The organism is Rhizobium sp. NFR12 (assembly GCF_900108545.1).
Lineage (GTDB): Bacteria > Pseudomonadota > Alphaproteobacteria > Rhizobiales > Rhizobiaceae > Neorhizobium > Neorhizobium soli.
The window spans coordinates 274,908-291,262 of the sequence record NZ_FNWM01000001.1; the positions used below are offsets into that span (position 1 = coordinate 274,908).

18 protein-coding genes are annotated in these 16,355 nt (G+C 61.3%); 6 read left to right on the plus strand and 12 right to left on the minus strand.

What is annotated here, in order from left to right; genetic code table 11:
* Window positions 1-12 precede the first annotated feature (12 nt).
* A complete protein-coding gene (locus BLW69_RS01300; protein WP_092659407.1) occupies window positions 13-693 on the plus strand; it encodes a thiol:disulfide interchange protein TlpA in 681 nt (226 codons plus the stop codon).
* A 93-nt stretch (window positions 694-786) separates the two neighbouring features.
* Here BLW69_RS01300 and BLW69_RS01305 read toward each other — a convergent pair whose 3' ends face one another.
* The 7 genes from BLW69_RS01305 to BLW69_RS01335 form a co-directional block, all read right to left on the minus strand.
* Window positions 787-1,701 carry a 3-hydroxybutyryl-CoA dehydrogenase gene (locus BLW69_RS01305; RefSeq protein ID WP_162759490.1) on the minus strand — a complete coding sequence of 305 codons (915 nt, stop codon included), beginning with the start codon at window positions 1,699-1,701 and terminating at the stop codon, window positions 787-789.
* A 135-nt stretch (window positions 1,702-1,836) separates the two neighbouring features.
* Window positions 1,837-2,766, minus strand: coding sequence for an electron transfer flavoprotein subunit alpha/FixB family protein (locus tag BLW69_RS01310; RefSeq protein WP_092659411.1), 930 nt, complete (start codon window positions 2,764-2,766; stop codon window positions 1,837-1,839).
* A gap of 18 nt (window positions 2,767-2,784) precedes the next feature.
* Window positions 2,785-3,531: an electron transfer flavoprotein subunit beta/FixA family protein gene (locus tag BLW69_RS01315; protein WP_062461709.1), complete on the minus strand. Its 747-nt coding sequence runs from the start codon at window positions 3,529-3,531 to the stop codon at window positions 2,785-2,787.
* Window positions 3,532-3,671: 140 nt separating this feature from the next.
* Window positions 3,672-4,418 (minus strand): rhomboid family intramembrane serine protease, encoded by a 747-nt coding sequence (locus BLW69_RS01320; protein WP_092659412.1) that lies wholly within the window; start codon window positions 4,416-4,418, stop codon window positions 3,672-3,674.
* 48 nt (window positions 4,419-4,466) lie between these two features.
* Window positions 4,467-5,039: a cob(I)yrinic acid a,c-diamide adenosyltransferase gene (locus BLW69_RS01325; protein WP_092659414.1), complete on the minus strand. Its 573-nt coding sequence runs from the start codon at window positions 5,037-5,039 to the stop codon at window positions 4,467-4,469.
* Window positions 5,040-5,072: 33 nt separating this feature from the next.
* Window positions 5,073-5,276: a twin transmembrane helix small protein gene (locus tag BLW69_RS01330; RefSeq protein WP_062461700.1), complete on the minus strand. Its 204-nt coding sequence runs from the start codon at window positions 5,274-5,276 to the stop codon at window positions 5,073-5,075.
* A gap of 28 nt (window positions 5,277-5,304) precedes the next feature.
* Window positions 5,305-6,138: an SDR family oxidoreductase gene (locus tag BLW69_RS01335; RefSeq protein ID WP_092659416.1), complete on the minus strand. Its 834-nt coding sequence runs from the start codon at window positions 6,136-6,138 to the stop codon at window positions 5,305-5,307.
* A gap of 109 nt (window positions 6,139-6,247) precedes the next feature.
* Between BLW69_RS01335 and BLW69_RS01340 the strand changes: the two genes are divergently transcribed.
* Window positions 6,248-7,228, plus strand: coding sequence for a YihY/virulence factor BrkB family protein (locus BLW69_RS01340; RefSeq protein WP_244476240.1), 981 nt, complete (start codon window positions 6,248-6,250; stop codon window positions 7,226-7,228).
* Here BLW69_RS01340 and gluQRS read toward each other — a convergent pair.
* Window positions 7,151-8,050 carry a tRNA glutamyl-Q(34) synthetase GluQRS gene (gene gluQRS / locus BLW69_RS01345; RefSeq protein WP_092659417.1) on the minus strand — a complete coding sequence of 300 codons (900 nt, stop codon included), beginning with the start codon at window positions 8,048-8,050 and terminating at the stop codon, window positions 7,151-7,153. The genes BLW69_RS01340 and gluQRS overlap by 78 nt on opposite strands.
* A gap of 33 nt (window positions 8,051-8,083) precedes the next feature.
* On the opposite strand from gluQRS, the gene BLW69_RS01350 reads away from it, so the two are divergent.
* Window positions 8,084-8,737 (plus strand): DNA-3-methyladenine glycosylase family protein, encoded by a 654-nt coding sequence (locus BLW69_RS01350; protein ID WP_175487235.1) that lies wholly within the window; start codon window positions 8,084-8,086, stop codon window positions 8,735-8,737.
* A gap of 101 nt (window positions 8,738-8,838) precedes the next feature.
* Window positions 8,839-9,396 (plus strand): HNH endonuclease, encoded by a 558-nt coding sequence (locus tag BLW69_RS01355; RefSeq protein WP_062461688.1) that lies wholly within the window; start codon window positions 8,839-8,841, stop codon window positions 9,394-9,396.
* 10 nt (window positions 9,397-9,406) lie between these two features.
* Here the strand turns inward: BLW69_RS01355 and BLW69_RS01360 are convergent, their stop codons facing one another.
* Window positions 9,407-9,916, minus strand: a complete 510-nt coding sequence (locus BLW69_RS01360) for a disulfide bond formation protein B (RefSeq protein ID WP_092660953.1) — start codon at window positions 9,914-9,916, stop codon at window positions 9,407-9,409.
* A gap of 219 nt (window positions 9,917-10,135) precedes the next feature.
* On the opposite strand from BLW69_RS01360, the gene BLW69_RS01365 reads away from it, so the two are divergent.
* A complete protein-coding gene (locus tag BLW69_RS01365; RefSeq protein ID WP_092659419.1) occupies window positions 10,136-10,885 on the plus strand; it encodes an SDR family oxidoreductase in 750 nt (249 codons plus the stop codon).
* Between the two features lie 40 nt (window positions 10,886-10,925).
* Here BLW69_RS01365 and BLW69_RS01370 read toward each other — a convergent pair whose 3' ends face one another.
* The gene (locus BLW69_RS01370) at window positions 10,926-11,360 is read right to left on the minus strand and encodes a winged helix-turn-helix transcriptional regulator (RefSeq protein WP_092659421.1); all 435 of its coding nucleotides are present in this window, start codon (window positions 11,358-11,360) and stop codon (window positions 10,926-10,928) included.
* 185 nt (window positions 11,361-11,545) lie between these two features.
* On the opposite strand from BLW69_RS01370, the gene ligD reads away from it, so the two are divergent.
* The gene (gene ligD, locus BLW69_RS01375; RefSeq protein WP_092659423.1) at window positions 11,546-14,224 is read left to right on the plus strand and encodes a DNA ligase D; all 2,679 of its coding nucleotides are present in this window, start codon (window positions 11,546-11,548) and stop codon (window positions 14,222-14,224) included.
* Window positions 14,225-14,590: 366 nt separating this feature from the next.
* On the opposite strand, the gene BLW69_RS01380 is transcribed toward ligD, so the two are convergent.
* Together BLW69_RS01380 and BLW69_RS01385 are read right to left on the minus strand one after the other, a co-directional pair.
* Entirely contained in the window at window positions 14,591-15,397 is an 807-nt protein-coding gene (locus tag BLW69_RS01380; protein ID WP_092659425.1) for a non-homologous end joining protein Ku, read from the minus strand.
* A 14-nt stretch (window positions 15,398-15,411) separates the two neighbouring features.
* Entirely contained in the window at window positions 15,412-16,329 is a 918-nt protein-coding gene (locus BLW69_RS01385) for a non-homologous end joining protein Ku (RefSeq protein WP_092659426.1), read from the minus strand.
* Window positions 16,330-16,355: the final 26 nt, after the last annotated feature.

Here is a 16,355-nt window from a genome sequence, read left to right on the forward strand (position 1 = left end):
CTGGAGTAGTTGATGACGTCCAAAAGACCGCTTGGCCTTCCGTCTGTCCGATTGATCCTGATTGCCGCCGTCCTCGGGATCGTCGCCGGCACTGTCGCCGTATACGTGACGAACATGGGGTCTGGCAATGGTTCGGATGGGGGTTCGGAGACCGCGATGTCCACCTCTGCCGGGCAATGCGAGGGCTCCGCGGAACTGGCGAAGTCCGTCGGCGCCTTTTCCAAGGGCCAGGTTGCCGCCATGGTCGAGGCACAGCCGCCGCGCCCGCTCTCCCTGTCCTTCAAGGGACCGGCGGGGCAGGACATGACGACGGCGGATCTTGCAGGCAAAACGGTGCTGCTCAACCTCTGGGCCACCTGGTGCGTGCCCTGCCGCGAAGAGATGCCGGCGCTGAACGGTTTGCAGGCGGCGATGGGCGGCGATGATTTTGAAGTCGTCGCCATCAACATCGACACCGGCACCGACGAGAAGCCGAAAACCTTTCTTGAAGAGTACAAGATCGACAAGCTCGGCTTCTACCGCGACAGTTCGATGGGCACATTCAACGCCCTGAAAAAGGAAGGCCTCGCCTTCGGCCTGCCGGCGACGCTGATCCTCGACAAGAAGGGCTGCCTGATCGGCTCGATGAACGGCCCCGCCGCATGGGATAGCGACGATGCAAAGGCGCTGGTGGCGGCCGCCAAGGGCGCTTGAGGGCTGCGGATGAAGGGCTTGCCCTTCACCTCAGTCGACCCCTTCTAGCGTCCAGTCAAGCGGGTGAGGAGCGAACCGCCACAAGGCTGATCCTTACCGCGTCGGGACTGGAACCTCGCCGCGATAGTCGTAGAAGCCGCGGCCGGATTTGCGGCCGAGCCAGCCGGCTTCGACATATTTGACCAGAAGCGGGCAGGGGCGGTATTTGCTGTCTGCGAGGCCGTCATGCAGCACCTGCATGATCGACAGGCAGGTGTCGAGGCCGATGAAATCGGCGAGCTGCAGCGGTCCCATCGGGTGGTTGGCGCCAAGCCTCATGGCCGTATCGATCGCCTCGACCGAGCCGACGCCTTCGTACAGCGTATAGATCGCCTCGTTGATCATCGGCAGCAGGATGCGGTTGACGATGAAGGCGGGGAAATCCTCGGCAACGGTCGCGGTCTTGTCCAGCGCGACCACGTATTCCTTGGCGGCCCGGAAGGTCGGCTCGTCGGTGGCGATACCACGCACCAGTTCCACCAGCTTCATCAGCGGCACCGGGTTCATGAAATGGATGCCCATGAACCGTTCCGGCCGGTCGGTCGCGGCGGCAAGCCTGGTAATTGAGAGCGACGAGGTGTTGGTGGCGAGAAGCGCTTCGGGCTTCAGAACCGGACAGACCTGCGCATAGATCTTGCGCTTGACGCTTTCGTCTTCGGTGGCGGCCTCGATGACCATGTCCATCGGTGCGAGGTCGTTGACATCGGCAGAGCCGGTGATGCGCGAAAGAGCGGCGTTGCGATCGTCGTCGGAAAGCTTGTTGCTGGAAACCTGGCGGGCCAGGTTGCCGTTGATGGTTGCAAGAGCGCCTTCGATACGGTCCTTGGAGAGATCATAGATATGCACGTGATAGCCGGCGAGCGCCGAAACATGTGCAATTCCGCAGCCCATCTGGCCTGCGCCGATGACGCCGATATTCTTCATGATCTCACTCGCTCCCTGGGTGCGGTTTTCGCCCGCGTCTCGCATTCATCATAACCGTACGGCGTCTCACAGCAAAATGCCGGGTTGCTTGAGACATCCCGGCATTTTTCTAGTCTGCTAGCGTGTTTTTTGCCAGCATTTTCGCATGCGCGAACTGCGGTGCGAAAAAGCTGGTCGCCCTCACAGGGCCTTTTCGAGCTGCGGCAGGATCTCGAAGAGATCACCGACGAGACCGTAGTCGGCCACCTGGAAGATCGGGGCCTCCTCGTCCTTGTTGATCGCAACGATGACCTTGGAATCCTTCATGCCGGCCAGATGCTGGATGGCACCGGAAATCCCGACCGCGATGTAGAGCTGCGGTGCAACGACCTTGCCGGTCTGGCCGACCTGCCAGTCGTTCGGAGCATAGCCTGCGTCGACCGCTGCGCGCGAAGCGCCAACGGCCGCACCCAGCTTGTCTGCGACAGGCAGGATGACTTCCTGGAATTTTTCCGAGGACCCGAGTGCGCGGCCACCGGAGATGATGATCTTGGCGGATGCGAGTTCAGGACGGTCCGAGGAGGCGAGCGCATCGGATACGAAGGACGAAAGGTCAGGGTTTGCTGCGGCGGCCACGGTCTCCACGGAAGCGGAACCGTCTTCACCGGTCGCTGCGAAGGATGCCGTGCGCACGGTGATCACCTTCTTGGCATCGGTCGCCTGGACGGTCTGGATGGCGTTGCCGGCATAGATCGGGCGACGGAACGTATCCGGCGAAATCACCTCGATGATTTCCGAAACCTGCGCCACATCGAGCAGCGCGGCAACGCGCGGCATGACGTTCTTGGCGGACGCTGTTGCCGAGGACATGATGACATCGTAGGAGCCGGCCAGCGACACGATCAGTGCTGCAAGTGGTTCGGCAAGGCTGTTGGCAAGGCTTGCATCGTCGGCAAGCAGCACCTTCGAGACGCCGGAGAGTTTCGCCGCCGCGTCGGCTGCGGCTTGCGCGCCCGAACCGGCGACCAGAAGGTGGACCTCGCCACCGATCTGCGAAGCTGCCGTCAGCGCTTTGGCGGTCTGGTCGTTGAGGCTGGCATTGTCGTGTTCTGCCAGAAGAAGAATGGCCATGATGTTATCTCCCTAAAATCAGATCACGCCGGCGGTCTTCAAGGCGCCGACCAGTTCCTCGACGGACTTTACCTTGATGCCTGCCTTGCGGCCGCCCGGCTCCTCGGTCTTCAAAACCTTGAGGCGAGGGGCGATATCGACGCCGAAATCCGCTGCCGTCTTCTTGTCGAGCGGCTTCTTCTTTGCCTTCATGATGTTCGGCAAGGACGCGTAGCGCGGTTCGTTCAGGCGCAGGTCGGTGGTGACGACGGCTGGAAGCTTGACCTCGACGGTCTGCAGGCCGCCATCGACTTCGCGCGTGACCACAGCCTTGTCGGCGGAAAGCTCGATCTTCGAGGCAAAGGTTGCCTGTCCGGTGCCGAGCAGGGCTGCCAGCATCTGGCCGGTCTGGTTGGAATCGTCGTCGATAGCCTGCTTGCCGACGATAATGAGGCCCGGCTGTTCGGCGTCGACGACGCCCTTCAGGAGCTTCGCCACGGCAAGCGGTTCGACCGTCTCGTCGGTCTCGATCAGGATCGCCCGATCGGCGCCCATTGCAAGCGCCGTGCGCAGCGTTTCTTCAGCCTTTGCCGGACCGATCGATACGACGATCACTTCCTCTGCCTTGCCAGCCTCCTTCAGGCGCAGGGCTTCCTCGACGGAAATTTCGTCGAACGGGTTCATCGACATCTTGACGTTGGCAAGCTCGACACCGGATCCATCCGGCTTGACGCGGATCTTCACGTTGTAGTCGACGACGCGCTTTACAGGCACCAGGATCTTCATGGGGTCCTTCCTTGACTTTTCTCCAGCCGCAGATTGCGACATCTGCGGCGTATCCATTTGTCAGTGGGCGACATGGATACCCATTTTTGCCCTGATGACAACGTGGATTATCCCATCTGGGTTGCGGTTTTCTCATAGGCCTATTCGGCCGGTCGGGTCTCTTGCGATACGCTCTGCCTGTGCAGCACGGCCTTCGGCGTGACGATCTCGCGGTCGAGCAGGGGAACGCCCCGGCGGCGCATCACGATGACGAGCGCGGCGCCCGCCAGAATTCCGCCGACATGCGCGCCCCAGGACACCGCACTATCGGCTTCGAGCCAAAGCATCACGAATTGCTGAACGATCCACAGCGTCAGCGGAACGAAAGCGGGCAGCGGCAGCGGAATTCGAAACAGAACGAGCACCCATACCCGGACGCGCGGATGCAGCAGGAAATAGGCGGCGACCACACCGGAGATCGCGCCCGATGCGCCGATCAGCGGCCCCTCGGACATCGGGCCGACCAGGCCGTGCACAAGCGCGCCGGCTGCGGCACAAAGCAGGTAGAATATCAGGAAGCGTACATGACCCAGAGCGTCCTCGACATTGTCGCCGAACACCCAGAGAAACAGCATGTTCGACGCGAGGTGCCAGAAATCCAGATGCAGGAAGGCGTAGGTGACGAAGGTCGCGTCTTCCGGGACAAGGATGACAGAGGGATCGAGCACCGCATAGTCGAAGATGATCGCCGGAATGAAGCCGAGACCCAGCGAGGCGATCTCCGTCGTTTCCGAGGGAGCAAGCGTCGTGAACACCCACATGAGTATGTTGGCAGCGATCAGCGAGATCGTCACCCACTGCACACGGATGTATTTTAGCGCGACGGCATCATGCAGCGGAATGAACATGCGTCGCTTCCTCCCCTCCCGTCCGTCGCGCCTTGGTCGCGTTTTCGCCTACCGGTTCTTGCCGGGTACCCACAGAATGTCGGTCCTGCCATTCTCGTTGGCGACGCGGGCGGCGACAAACAGGAAATCCGACAGGCGGTTGATATATTTGAGCGCAGCCGGGCCGATCGCCTCATGCCGCGAAAGCTCGACCATCAGCCGTTCGGCACGCCGCGATACGGTGCGGGCGAGATGCAGATAGGCAGAAGCCGGCGAACCACCGGGCAGCACGAAGGATTTCAGCGGTTCGAGATCCGCGTTCAGCGTATCGATCTCGGTTTCGAGACGTGTCGCCTGTGCTTCGACGATCCGCAGAGGCTCGTATTCGGGCTTTTCGCCGGTATCTGGCGTTGCAAGATCGGCACCGAGATCGAACAGGTCGTTCTGGATGCGAAACAGCATCTGGTCGACTTCGCCCATGCCGGCCGTATGAAGCCTTGCCATGCCGATCGTCGAGTTGACCTCGTCGACCGTGCCATAGGCCTCGACCCTGATGTCGTGCTTGTCGCGCCGCGGGCCGGATACCAGTGCGGTGGTGCCGTCGTCGCCGGTGCGCGTGTAGATCTTGTTGAGCTTGACCATGAAGACTGTAATTTCCTTAGTTCGGCATTTGCTCTAGCTCGGCCGGCCGCCGCCGGTCAGCCAGAGCGTGAACATGATGAGGATGACGGCCACGGCCTGGAGCAGCAGACGCAGTTGCATCAGCTTGTTCGACCGGTTGGCATCGGTGCCCTTCACCATGTTGAACAGGCCCTTGATCAGCACGAGCACGACCAGGCCGATGACGATCACGGTCAGAACGGTGGTAAAGGTGGCCATCGAGATTTTGCTTTCCGCTTGCGGGCGATCAGTCGATCCGTTGCATCAATTTGTAGAAGAGCGCTGCCGGCAGGATACGTTTCAGAAACGCGCCCTGCTTGGCCGGCTTCGTCACCAGATAATGTGGCTTCGGGTTGTCGGCGGTCAAGGCATGCTTCAGTACCGTGTGAACGGCGTCCGGACCCAGCTTGTGGCGGTTGACCGGCCCGCTCCCGTCCAGCCGCTGCAATTGCCGCTTGTATTGTTCGGCATGCGGCGAATTGACCAGGTCGATATTCTCTTTGACCTTGGCGAGCGCGTTGGCCGTGAACTGCGTGTCGATCGGTCCGGGCTCGATCAGGCTCACATGGATGCCGCTTCCGTAAAGCTCCATCCGCATCGTCACGGTCAGACCTTCCAGCGCGAATTTCGAGGCGGTGTAGGCGCCTCGGTAGCGATAGGGAACGATGCCGAGAATGGAGGAGCAGTTGACGATGCGTCCATGACCCTGTCGCCGCATGACAGGGATGATGCGGGTCGTCAGGTCATGCCAGCCGAACAGATTGGTCTCGAACTGGATCCTGAGCACGTCGGTCGAAAGGTCTTCCACAGCACCTGGCTGGCCATAGGCGCCGTTGTTGAAGAGCGCATCAATGCGGCCGCCGGTGCGGGCGAGAACGGTGTCGACCAACGCCGCGATCGTTTCAGGCTTGGTGTAGTCCATCACCAGGGCTTCGATGCCGGCCTCATCCAGCGCTGCCAGATCGGCCTCTTTGCGCACGGTCGCGAACACCCGCCATCCCTCGGATTTCAGCGCGCGGGCACAATGAGCGCCGATCCCTGAGGAACAGCCTGTCACGATAATCGTTCTTCCGTCTGTCATGCCGATTGCATACCGTTAAGGTCTCTCTGTACAAGTTGCCGCCTACCTTCCATATTTTGTCATAAGCCTCAACTCATCCTCCACCGAAGCCCTCAGGGAGATGCCGCCTTTGGAAGAAAACTCCCCGGTCAGGTGGCCGAGACTGGCGTTCAAGGTGCTCTGGGATGCCTATTGGCATTTCTCGGAGGATGATGGGTGGGCCATGGCGAGCCACGTGGCGCTGTCGGGCCTTCTGGCGCTGTTCCCCTTCCTGATCTTCGGCACGGCACTTGCCGGCTTCCTCGGTGCAGGCGGGTTTTCGCAAACGACAGTACATCTCCTGTTCGATACATGGCCGGCCGATGTTGCCGATCCGATCGCGTCTGAACTGCAGCGGGTGCTGGAGATTCCGCGCGGCGGGTTGCTGACCGTATCGGTGCTGGCGGCTGCATACTTTGCGTCGAACGGCGTCGAGGCGCTGCGCATCTCGCTCAACCGCGCCTACCGCGTGACGGAAACGCGGCCCTGGTATGTGACGCGTCTCGCTAGTTTGGGTTACGTCATCCTGGCGGTGGTGATCTTTGCGGTCATCAGCATTCTTCTGCTGGCAGTGCCCGTCGCATCGCGCTTCGCCCAGACCCGCTTTCCCTGGCTGATCAGCGATCTCAACGCGGCTGCCAACTGGGGTCTCGTCGGCACGGCGTTTCTCCTGATGATCGGCCTGCTCGGGTCGCACAAATACCTTCCGGCGGGAGATCGCCGGCTGATCGACATCATGCCGGGCGTGGCGCTGACGGTGCTTTTGTGGACATGCTTTGGGTTCGGTTTCGCGGCCTATCTTTCGACCTTCGCCAATTACGCAGCGACCTATGCGGGTCTGGCGTCGATCATGATCGTGCTGATCTTCCTATATATGGTGGGCGTGATCTTCATGCTCGGCGCCGAGTTCAATGCGGCGTTGATGAAGTACCGGATCTATTCGGTCTTCTCCCGCGTCCGGAAAGAGCGTCGCCGCCGGGGCGATGCTTCGGCTCTAGCCCTCAAGGCCGAGGAGGCGGCGAATGTCGAGCGGGCCGAGACCCGCGTCGCGCAGGGCCGCAAGCCCGGTTGATCCCTCGCTTTTCGACAGTTTTCGCCCGTCTGTGCCAAGGATCAGCCGATGATGGTGGTAGATCGGCTGCGGCAGGCCGAGCAGCTCCTGCAGAAGCCGATGAACCGACGTTGCGTGATAGAGATCCATGCCGCGCACCACGTGGGTAATGCCCTGCGCCGCATCGTCCACGGCGACGGAGAGATGGTAGCTCGACGGAGCATCGGAGCGCGACAGGACGACATCGCCCCAGGCCGCCGGATCCGCCGGGACCTGCCCTTCGGCGCCGTCGCAGATTTCCCGCCATGTCAAAGCGTCCGAAACTCTCGCCAGCGCCTTCTCCATGGCGAGCCGCCAGCTGTAGCGGATGCCGCTTTCGATCAGCGTCTTTCGCTCGGTATCGCTCAGGTGCCGGTCATGATCAGGATAGAGCGGTGACCCGTCCGGGTCGCGCGGCCATGTGGCGCCATCGGCCTCGAAGTCCGCGACCTTCGCCTTTACCTCGCCGCGCGTCATGAAGGCTGGATAGACGAGCCCCATGTCCATCAATCGGCCCAGCGCTTCACGGTACGTCTCGAAATGCTCGGACTGGCGACGCGGCGGTTCTTCCCAGGAAAGGCCAAGCCAGTGAAGGTCGCGGTAGATGGCGTCCTCATAGTCAGGCGTGCAACGGGCAAGATCGATATCCTCGATCCGCAGCAGGAAGCGGCCATTCATGTCCCGGGCCATGTCGTGGTTGAGGATGGCCGACAGCGCGTGCCCGAGATGCAGCAGTCCGTTCGGGCTTGGCGCGAAACGCAGGATTGGTCTATCAGGATCGGTGGCGATTTGGGCGGCTGGCATGCCTCCTTCTGCCATGATTTGTGATGCGCAACCATGGAGAAAACCGTGCGGATCATCCGCGACCGATCGGATATCGACGAGGGGCTTGCCGAACTGGTGATCGCCGATCCGCGCCTTGCCCCCATCATCGAGCTGTCCGGCGAGCTGCCACTGCGGCTGATCGAACCGGGTTTTGCCGGCCTTGCCTCCATCATCGTCTCGCAAGTGGTTTCGCGGGCGAGCGCCGACGCGATCTGGAAGCGCATGGCGGCTGTTCGTGCCACCGAAGCCGAGGCTTTTGCAGCGCTCGATCCCGAGGTCGTCGCGAGCTTCGGGCTCTCGCGGGCAAAGGCTGCGACGCTCACGCATCTTGCGACAGCGATTGCGCAGAAGGGCTTCGATCTCGATGCGATCGCGGGACTGGAGGCTTCCGAGGCGACACGGCAGTTGATCGCACTGCCCGGCATCGGTCCCTGGACGGCAGAGTGCTACATGATGTTTTCCGCAGGCCACCCGGATTTCTTTCCGGTAGGCGACGTGGCGCTGCAGGCAGCGGTTGCCGATGGGCTTGGCATGGAAGCGCGCCCGACAGAAAAGCAGCTCGCCGCCATCGCGCTCATCTGGCGGCCCTGGCGCTCGGTCGCGACAAGGCTTTTCTGGTCCTATTACGGGGTCCGGACCAGGCGCGACGTCTCGCCGATTTTGTGAAGTTTGAGTGACGGAGCCGCCTGTATTTAAAGGGCTTCACAATCCTGTAACAACGGTCCTAATATAGAGGAGATAGATGCCGAATCCGTTAGGAGCGTCATTTGACGATTGCAGTCTCCCCGCAGGCCTTACCGGCGCTCGTGTTGAACGCTGACTATCGGCCACTGAGCTATTATCCCTTGTCGTTGTGGTCCTGGCAGGACGCGATCAAGGCGGTTTTCCTCGACCGTGTGAACATCATTGCCGAATATGATCATTCGGTATGTTCGCCCAGCTTCTCGATGAAACTGCCAAGCGTTGTCAGCCTGAAGACCTATATCCAGCCGACCCGCAATCCCGCCTTCACGCGCTTCAACGTGTTCCTGCGCGACAAGTTCGAGTGCCAGTATTGCGGCGATCACGACGATCTGACCTTCGACCACGTCATCCCGCGGGCCCATGGCGGCGAAACGACCTGGCAGAACGTTGTGGCGGCGTGTTCGCCCTGCAATTTGCGCAAGGGCAGCAAGCTTCCCAAGCAGGCGGGCATGTTCCCGCACCAGAAGCCCTATGCGCCGACCGTGCAGGACCTGCATAACAACGGCCGGCTGTTTCCGCCCAACTATCTGCACGAAAGCTGGATGGACTATCTCTACTGGGATTCCGAGCTGCAGCCGTAAGGGTTACGGCTCACGCGGCTTTCTTGACGCCGATGAGGGCGATGGCCGCGAGGATGACGCTGGCGATCACGTTCCAGCCTGCAAAGGACAGACCGAGCACGCGGAGTGCCGCTTCCGTGCAGGACGGACCGTGCACCGTGTTGAGGTCGGAGAGAAGGCTGCCGGCATTGGTGGTGACGCCCGCGCCGCCGCCGCAGCTCGCTGGACCTTCCCATAAGGCCCATTCGACGCCCGCGTGATAGACGCCCATGCCGGCGCCAACCAGCATCATCAGGCCGACCAGGATCAGAAGCGTGCGGCCGATCCAGGCGGGCATGCCGAAGGCGAGGGCGCCCATGGCAAGAATGCCGACCGGGATTGCGTAGTAATAGGGTTCGCGCTGCAGCAGGCACATCGCACAGGGAATATAGCCGCCGAGATACTGGAAGCCGAGCGCTGTGCCGACGGTTGCCGCCATGCCGAGCGTGACGATGACCGCATGGCCGAGACCCTTGCGGGCATGGGTGGTGGAAGCAGTCAGCGCCATCGGCTTATCCTTGTATTCCCGACGAGATTTCGGGCGCAGCTGTAAATCAGAACCGGCCACCCTGTAAACCGTGCGCCCCTTGTCAGGCAGGCCGTGTGCGGCACATTGCCGTGATGGCCCCATCCGATTTCCCATTTCTTACGAAAAGGTGCCTTCTTACTAAAAGTTACTATGGATGATATTGAAGCGCATCAGCAGCATTGGAGAATGCAAATGGATTTCACGAAAGCAACAATCCTGATCACCGGCGGCAATTCCGGCATCGGCCGCGGTCTCGCCATCGCCCTTTCCGAACGCGGCGCGAAGGTGATCGTCACCGGGCGCAACGAGGCGAGCCTGAACGAGACGCTGAAGGACAATCCGGCGCTATCCGGATACCAGCTCGATGTCACGGACAAGGACGGCCTGAACGCATTCGCCGCATCGGTCGTGACGGATCATCCGGATCTCAACGTCGTCATCCACAATGCCGGCATCATGGAGCGCGAGAACGTGCTCGCTGACGTCTATGACGTCGATGTGGCCGAGCGCACCATCACCACCAACCTTCTCGCGCCGATCTGGCTGACCTCGGCCCTGCTTCCGCATCTGCGCCAGAAGCCGGAAGCTGCGATCGTCACCGTCTCCTCCGGCCTCGCCTTCGTGCCGCGCACCGATTCCATGACCTACAGCGCCACCAAGGCGGCCATTCACTCGTGGACAATGAGCCTGCGGCACGAATTGCGCAGCACCAAGATTGCCGTGGTGGAGCTTGCCCCGCCGCAGGTGGCAACGGAGCTGACACCCGGCCAGTCGAAATTCGCGACGGCCATGCCGCTTGCCGATTTCGTGTCTGAATCCGTCGGTCTGCTCTGCGCCGATCCGACGCCATCTGAAGTGATGGTTCAGCGGGTCATGCGGCAGCGCACGGCCGAAGCCACCGGCAATTTCGACCAGGTGTTTGCGATGATCAACCCGAGCTGACGGCTGCAATCTCTGGAGGCGTCGGTATCGTCTGGCGCCTTCAGCCTTCGTCGTCGAACGCGGTCCTCGCTTTTGCCACCGCATCGTGGTTCTCGACCGCCCATATCCAGACATTGCAGAAGGCAGCCCCCAGCGTCAGGCCGAGCGGCGAGAGGCTGTATTCCACCTTGGGCGGCACGCAGGCATAGGTCTTGCGAATGACCAGGCCGTCGCGTTCCATGCGCCGAAGCGTCTGGGTCAGCATTTTCTGGCTTATGCCGGTGACGCGGCGGGCGAGGTCGGAAAACCTCAAGATACCTTCGTCCCACAGCGTATCGAGGATGACCACCGTCCACTTGTCGGCAAAGCCCGAGATCATCTGGCGGACGAGGTCTTCCACCTTCGGATCGACATTATCAGGATAGTCGCGCGCCTTGTAGCTCTCTGCCCGCGCCACGTCTTCCGCCGTGAAGACCGGCTTCTGCTGGATGCTCATGGCGGCGTGTCCCCTGCTGTCGACCTTGAGTGCGTTTGTATCGAAAAGAGAGTTAGGCAGCAAGGCGAGGGCATTCTGTCACCTGCTGTTGAGGTGATTAACGGTGTTCGATCCGTCCACCGTGCGTTGTGGAACTATTGCGCCGGTGGGACATTCGGACTCCCTAGCCGTGCCGGGAGCGTTCCATGTCCGATACTCTTTCAACCTACCGCAGCAAGCGTGATTTCAAGAAGACCAAGGAGCCGAGCGGCGCCGCTGAAGTGCGGCCGTCCAAACGCGGCCGCTTCGTTATTCAGAAGCACGATGCGACGCGGCTGCATTACGATCTGCGGCTGGAAATGGATGGCGTTTTCAAGTCCTGGGCGGTGACCCGCGGCCCGTCGCTCGATCCTCAGGACAAGCGGCTTGCGGTCGAGGTCGAGGATCATCCTCTCGATTACGGCGATTTCGAAGGGACCATTCCGAAAGGCGAGTATGGCGGCGGCACGGTCATGCTCTGGGATCGGGGATACTGGGAAGTGGATGGCGCGCTTCCACTCGAAAAGGCGCTGGCCAAGGGCGATTTCAAGTTCATCCTGGATGGCGAGAGGCTGCAGGGCGGCTTCGTGCTGGTGCGGATGAAAATGGACCGCGATGGCGGCAAGCGCACCAACTGGCTGCTGATCAAGCATCACGACGATCATTCGGTCGACAAGGACGGTGATGCCATCCTGAAGGAGGCCGAGACGTCGGTCGCTTCCGGTCGCGACATGGCGACGATCGCTGCTGGCAAGGGGCGCAAGCCGAAGCCTTTCATGCTGACCAGCAGCGCGGTCGATGCGGATGCGGTCTGGGACAGCAGCGAAGGACTGGCGGCTGACGAACGGAAGGCCGGGGGCAAGGGCGCAGATAAGGGCAAGAGTGCAGATAAGGCCAAGCCTGCTTCGGTGAAGATGCCGGATTTCATCGCACCGCAGCTCTGCCAGATCCGCGACCGTCCACCGTCGGCAGAAGGCTGGCTGCATGAGATCAAGTTCGATGGATATCGGGTTCAGATGCGCGTGCAGGATGGCAAGGCCATTTTGAGGACCCGCAAGGGGCTCGACTGGACGGATCGGTTTTCGCAGATTGCCGAGGATGCCGAAGTTCTGCCGGATACGGTGATCGACGGAGAGATCTGCGCGCTTGATCATGACGGTGCGCCGGATTTCGCAGCGCTGCAGGCGGCACTTTCCGAGGACAAGACAGACGACCTCGTCTATTTCGCCTTCGATCTCCTCTTCCACGAGGGCCAAGACCTGCGCGACATGCCGCTCGATGAGCGCAAATCGAGACTTTCGCAGTTGATTGCCGAGGCGGAAGCGGGCGCCCGGATCCGCTATGTCGACCATTTCGAAACCGGTGGCGATGCGGTTCTGCGTTCCGCCTGCCGTCTCTCGCTCGAAGGCATCGTCTCGAAACAGGCGGACGCGCCGTACCGGTCGGGGCGAAGCGACACCTGGGTCAAGGCCAAGTGCCGGGCCGGCCACGAAGTGGTGATCGGCGGCTATGCGACAACCGAAGGCAAGTTCCGCTCGCTTCTCGCCGGGGTCTATCGCGACAACCATTTCGTCTATGTCGGACGCGTCGGAACCGGTTTTGGCGCGGGCAGGGCTGCGGATCTGATGTCCAAGCTCGAACCACTTTCAGCCGAGAAAAGTCCGTTTACCGGTATCGGCGCGCCGAAGAAGACCAAGGACATGCATTGGGTGAAACCGGAGCTGGTTGCCGAGATCCAGTTCGCGGGCTGGACCAATGATGGTCAGGTGCGCCAGGCGGCATTCAAGGGCCTGCGCGAAGACAAGCCGGCTGATGAAGTTGAGGCGGAAAAGCCGGCTTCACCGGATCAGGAGACGCCGCAGCCAAAGGCGGAAAAGACCGCCAGCGGCGCGAAACCCACGAAGGTGCCGCGCGGCAGGGGCGGCAAGGCGGAAGTGATGGGCGTGATGCTCTCCAATCCCGACAAGCCGCTCTGGCCAAGCGATGCCCAGAACGGTGACACGCCTGTTACCAAGGAGGATCTCGGCCATTACTACGAATCGGTCGCGGGCTGGATGATAGAGCACATCAAGGGTCGGCCCTGCTCGGTCATCCGCGCGCCCGACGGGATCGGCGGCGAGCAGTTCTTCCAGCGGCATGCCATGCAGGGCACATCGAACCTTCTGGAACTGGTCAAGGTCCATGGCGACAAGAAGGAGTATCTGCAGGTCGATCGCATCGAGGGACTGGCAGCTCTCGCGCAGGTCGGATCGCTGGAACTGCACCCATGGAACTGCCAGCCGAACAAGCCCGAGGTTCCCGGAAGGCTCGTCTTCGACCTCGATCCCGCTCCCGATGTCGCCTTTCCGAAGGTAGTCGAGGCGGCGCGGGAAATCCGCGATCGGCTCGACGAACTGGGGCTGATGAGCTTTTGCAAGACGACGGGCGGCAAGGGCCTGCACGTGGTCGTGCCGCTGAAGACGGGCGGCCGCAAGGAGATTACCTGGGATGAGGCCAAGGATTTCGCGCACCGGGTCTCCAACCTGATGGCGCAGGACGAGCCCGATCTTTACTTGACGAAAATGTCGAAGAAGCTGCGCGAAGGCCGTATCTTTATCGACTACCTCCGCAACGATCGCATGGCGACGGCGGTCGCACCGCTTTCGCCACGGGCGCGCGAGGGTGCGACCGTGTCCATGCCGCTCACCTGGACCCAGGTCAAAGCCGACCTCGACCCCCAGCGCTTCACCATTCACACGGTGCCGGCGCTGATAGCGAAAAGCGAAGCGTGGAAGGACTATTGCGACGCCGAACGGCCGCTTGCCGAGGCGATCAAGCGGTTGAAGAAGGTTGAGGCTCGGGGCTGAGGGGTGAGGACAGTAGGCCGGCGTTCGGCCTACTCACGCAGCTGACAATGCTGTTATCGAACAACTCTACAGTCAATTGGAAAAGTGAGCCTAGTCCCAAACGCCCCTCATCCTCGCCCTTGTGGCGTGGATCCAGTCAGCTCAAGTCCTTGAGCTGACAAGAGTCTTCGACCCGACAGACGTCGTGTCGCTGGATCCCCGCCACAAGGGCGAGGATGAGGGAAGTGGGGCGTCGCTCTCGTCAAGCAACGCGCGGCTGGGGGACTTTCAAGGCCTGCGCGACCGAGGTATCGCCTGCATCCTGAGCAGTAGCTTCTTCAGTGGTTGTCAGCAGCCTGAGGCCACCGTTCCCCAAAAGCCGTTAGCCTACTTGCTTTTCCGCTTGTCTGCCGCCAGCGAGCGTTTCAGCGCATCCATGATGTCGATGACGTTGCTGGGCTTGTCCGACTCTTCCTTCTCGGCCTTTTTCGGTGTCGGGCGGCGTTGTTTCTTTTTCGACTTGATGATGTCGAGCAGATTGTCCTGCACCGGATCTGTCACGAATTTTGCGTCCCAGGGGCGGGTCTGCTGTTCGATCAGCTTGCGGATCAGCGGAAGTGTCTCTTTCTCGGGCTCCGCCTTGTCCAGTCCGTCGAAATAGTCCTTGGCTTCTCGCACCTCGTCGCCGTAGCGCAGCGTCCAGAGAACGATGCCCTTGCCGCGGGGCTCGATCATCACGGCCCGCTCGCGCCGGCCGAGCACCAGTCGCGAGATGCCGACCATCTCCTGGCTGTCCATCGCGGCGCGGATCACCGAGAATGCCTCTTCGCTGACCTTTTCGTTGGGCGTCAGATAGTAGGGCGTATCGAGCCAGATCCAGTCGATTTCGGAACGCGGCGTGAAGGTCGAGATATCGATCGTCTTGGTGCTTTCGAGCGCGACATTGTCGAGCTCCTCGTCTTCCAGCATCACGTAGTCGTCTTCGCCGCGCTGATAGCCTTTGACTTCATCGTCGTCACGCACGGGCTTGCCGGTCACCGAATCCACGTAGTGGCTCTGCACCCGGTTGCCGGTTTCGCGGTTGAGCGTGTGAAAGCGCACCTTCTCGCTTTCCGAGGTCGCCGGTGTCATCTCGACGGAGCAGGTGACGAGCGAAAGCTTCAGATAGCCTTTCCAGTAGGGACGTATCGCCATGGCTGTCGTTTCCCTTAACCGGCCTTGCGGCGCGTGCTTGTCGAGGATGATGGTGCGGATTTGGCAGTCTTGCGTGGCGTCTTGTTGGTGTTGGCGGATTTCGGCTTGGCGGGCGCCTTGGTCTTTGCCTTCGGCTTGTCCGTTGATCCGGACTTGCCGCCCATGCCGGCGCTTTCACGCAGGGCCTGCAGAAGATCGGATGGTTTGGAGGCTGTCGGGGCCTTCCGCTTCGGGATCTTCTTGCCCTCGAGCTTCGCCTTCACCAGTTCGGCCAGCGCTTCTTCATACCGGTCGTCGAACTTGGTCGGGTCGTAGCTACCCTTCTTGGTGCCGATGATATGGGAGGCGAGTTCGAGCATCTCCTTGTCGATCTTGACCTCTGTCACGTCTTCGAAGGCCTTGTCCGTCGAGCGGACCTCGTAATCGAAATTGAGCGTGGTGCCGATCAGCCCGTCGCCGTGGGGACGGATCAGCACTGTCCGCAACCGCCGGAAAAGCACGGTGCTGGCGATCGCTGCGACGCCCGCCTCCTTCATGCCGTCGCGCAGAAGCGCAAAGGCTTCCTCGCCGAGCTTTTGGGGCGCGAGATAATAGGGCTTGTCGAAATAGATGTCGTCGATTTCCGAGCATGGAATGAACGCGTCGATATCGAGTGTCTTGTCGCTCTCGGGGATAGCGGCGGCGATTTCCTCGGGCTCCAGCACCACGTATTTGCCGCTGCCGGTCTCGTAGCCCTTCACCTGGTCGTCGTGCTCGACGGGGTCACCTGTCTCGCTGTCCACAAACTCGCGGCGCACGCGATTTCCGGTCTTGCGATTGAGGATGTTGAAGCTGATCCGGTCCGACGATGAAACCGCCGTATAGAGCGCGACGGGGCAACTCACCTCGCCGAACTTGATATGACCTTTCCAGTTGGCACGTGGTGCACTCATATCAACCTGCTCCCTTGCTTGACGGC

What these genes read in the sequence shown, in the direction of transcription:
- BLW69_RS01300 (WP_092659407.1), top strand. Translation starts at nt 13, where the DNA reads ATGACGTCCAAAAGACCGCTTGGCCTTCCGTCTGTCCGATTGATCCTG.
- BLW69_RS01305 (WP_162759490.1), bottom strand. Translation starts at nt 1,701, where the DNA reads ATGCGAGACGCGGGCGAAAACCGCACCCAGGGAGCGAGTGAGATCATG.
- BLW69_RS01310 (WP_092659411.1), bottom strand. Translation starts at nt 2,766, where the DNA reads ATGGCCATTCTTCTTCTGGCAGAACACGACAATGCCAGCCTCAACGAC.
- BLW69_RS01315 (WP_062461709.1), bottom strand. Translation starts at nt 3,531, where the DNA reads ATGAAGATCCTGGTGCCTGTAAAGCGCGTCGTCGACTACAACGTGAAG.
- BLW69_RS01320 (WP_092659412.1), bottom strand. Translation starts at nt 4,418, where the DNA reads ATGTTCATTCCGCTGCATGATGCCGTCGCGCTAAAATACATCCGTGTG.
- BLW69_RS01325 (WP_092659414.1), bottom strand. Translation starts at nt 5,039, where the DNA reads ATGGTCAAGCTCAACAAGATCTACACGCGCACCGGCGACGACGGCACC.
- BLW69_RS01330 (WP_062461700.1), bottom strand. Translation starts at nt 5,276, where the DNA reads ATGGCCACCTTTACCACCGTTCTGACCGTGATCGTCATCGGCCTGGTC.
- BLW69_RS01335 (WP_092659416.1), bottom strand. Translation starts at nt 6,138, where the DNA reads ATGACAGACGGAAGAACGATTATCGTGACAGGCTGTTCCTCAGGGATC.
- gluQRS (WP_092659417.1), bottom strand. Translation starts at nt 8,050, where the DNA reads ATGCCAGCCGCCCAAATCGCCACCGATCCTGATAGACCAATCCTGCGT.
- BLW69_RS01350 (WP_175487235.1), top strand. Translation starts at nt 8,084, where the DNA reads ATGGAGAAAACCGTGCGGATCATCCGCGACCGATCGGATATCGACGAG.
- BLW69_RS01365 (WP_092659419.1), top strand. Translation starts at nt 10,136, where the DNA reads ATGGATTTCACGAAAGCAACAATCCTGATCACCGGCGGCAATTCCGGC.
- BLW69_RS01370 (WP_092659421.1), bottom strand. Translation starts at nt 11,360, where the DNA reads ATGAGCATCCAGCAGAAGCCGGTCTTCACGGCGGAAGACGTGGCGCGG.
- ligD (WP_092659423.1), top strand. Translation starts at nt 11,546, where the DNA reads ATGTCCGATACTCTTTCAACCTACCGCAGCAAGCGTGATTTCAAGAAG.
- BLW69_RS01380 (WP_092659425.1), bottom strand. Translation starts at nt 15,397, where the DNA reads ATGGCGATACGTCCCTACTGGAAAGGCTATCTGAAGCTTTCGCTCGTC.
- BLW69_RS01385 (WP_092659426.1), bottom strand. Translation starts at nt 16,329, where the DNA reads ATGAGTGCACCACGTGCCAACTGGAAAGGTCATATCAAGTTCGGCGAG.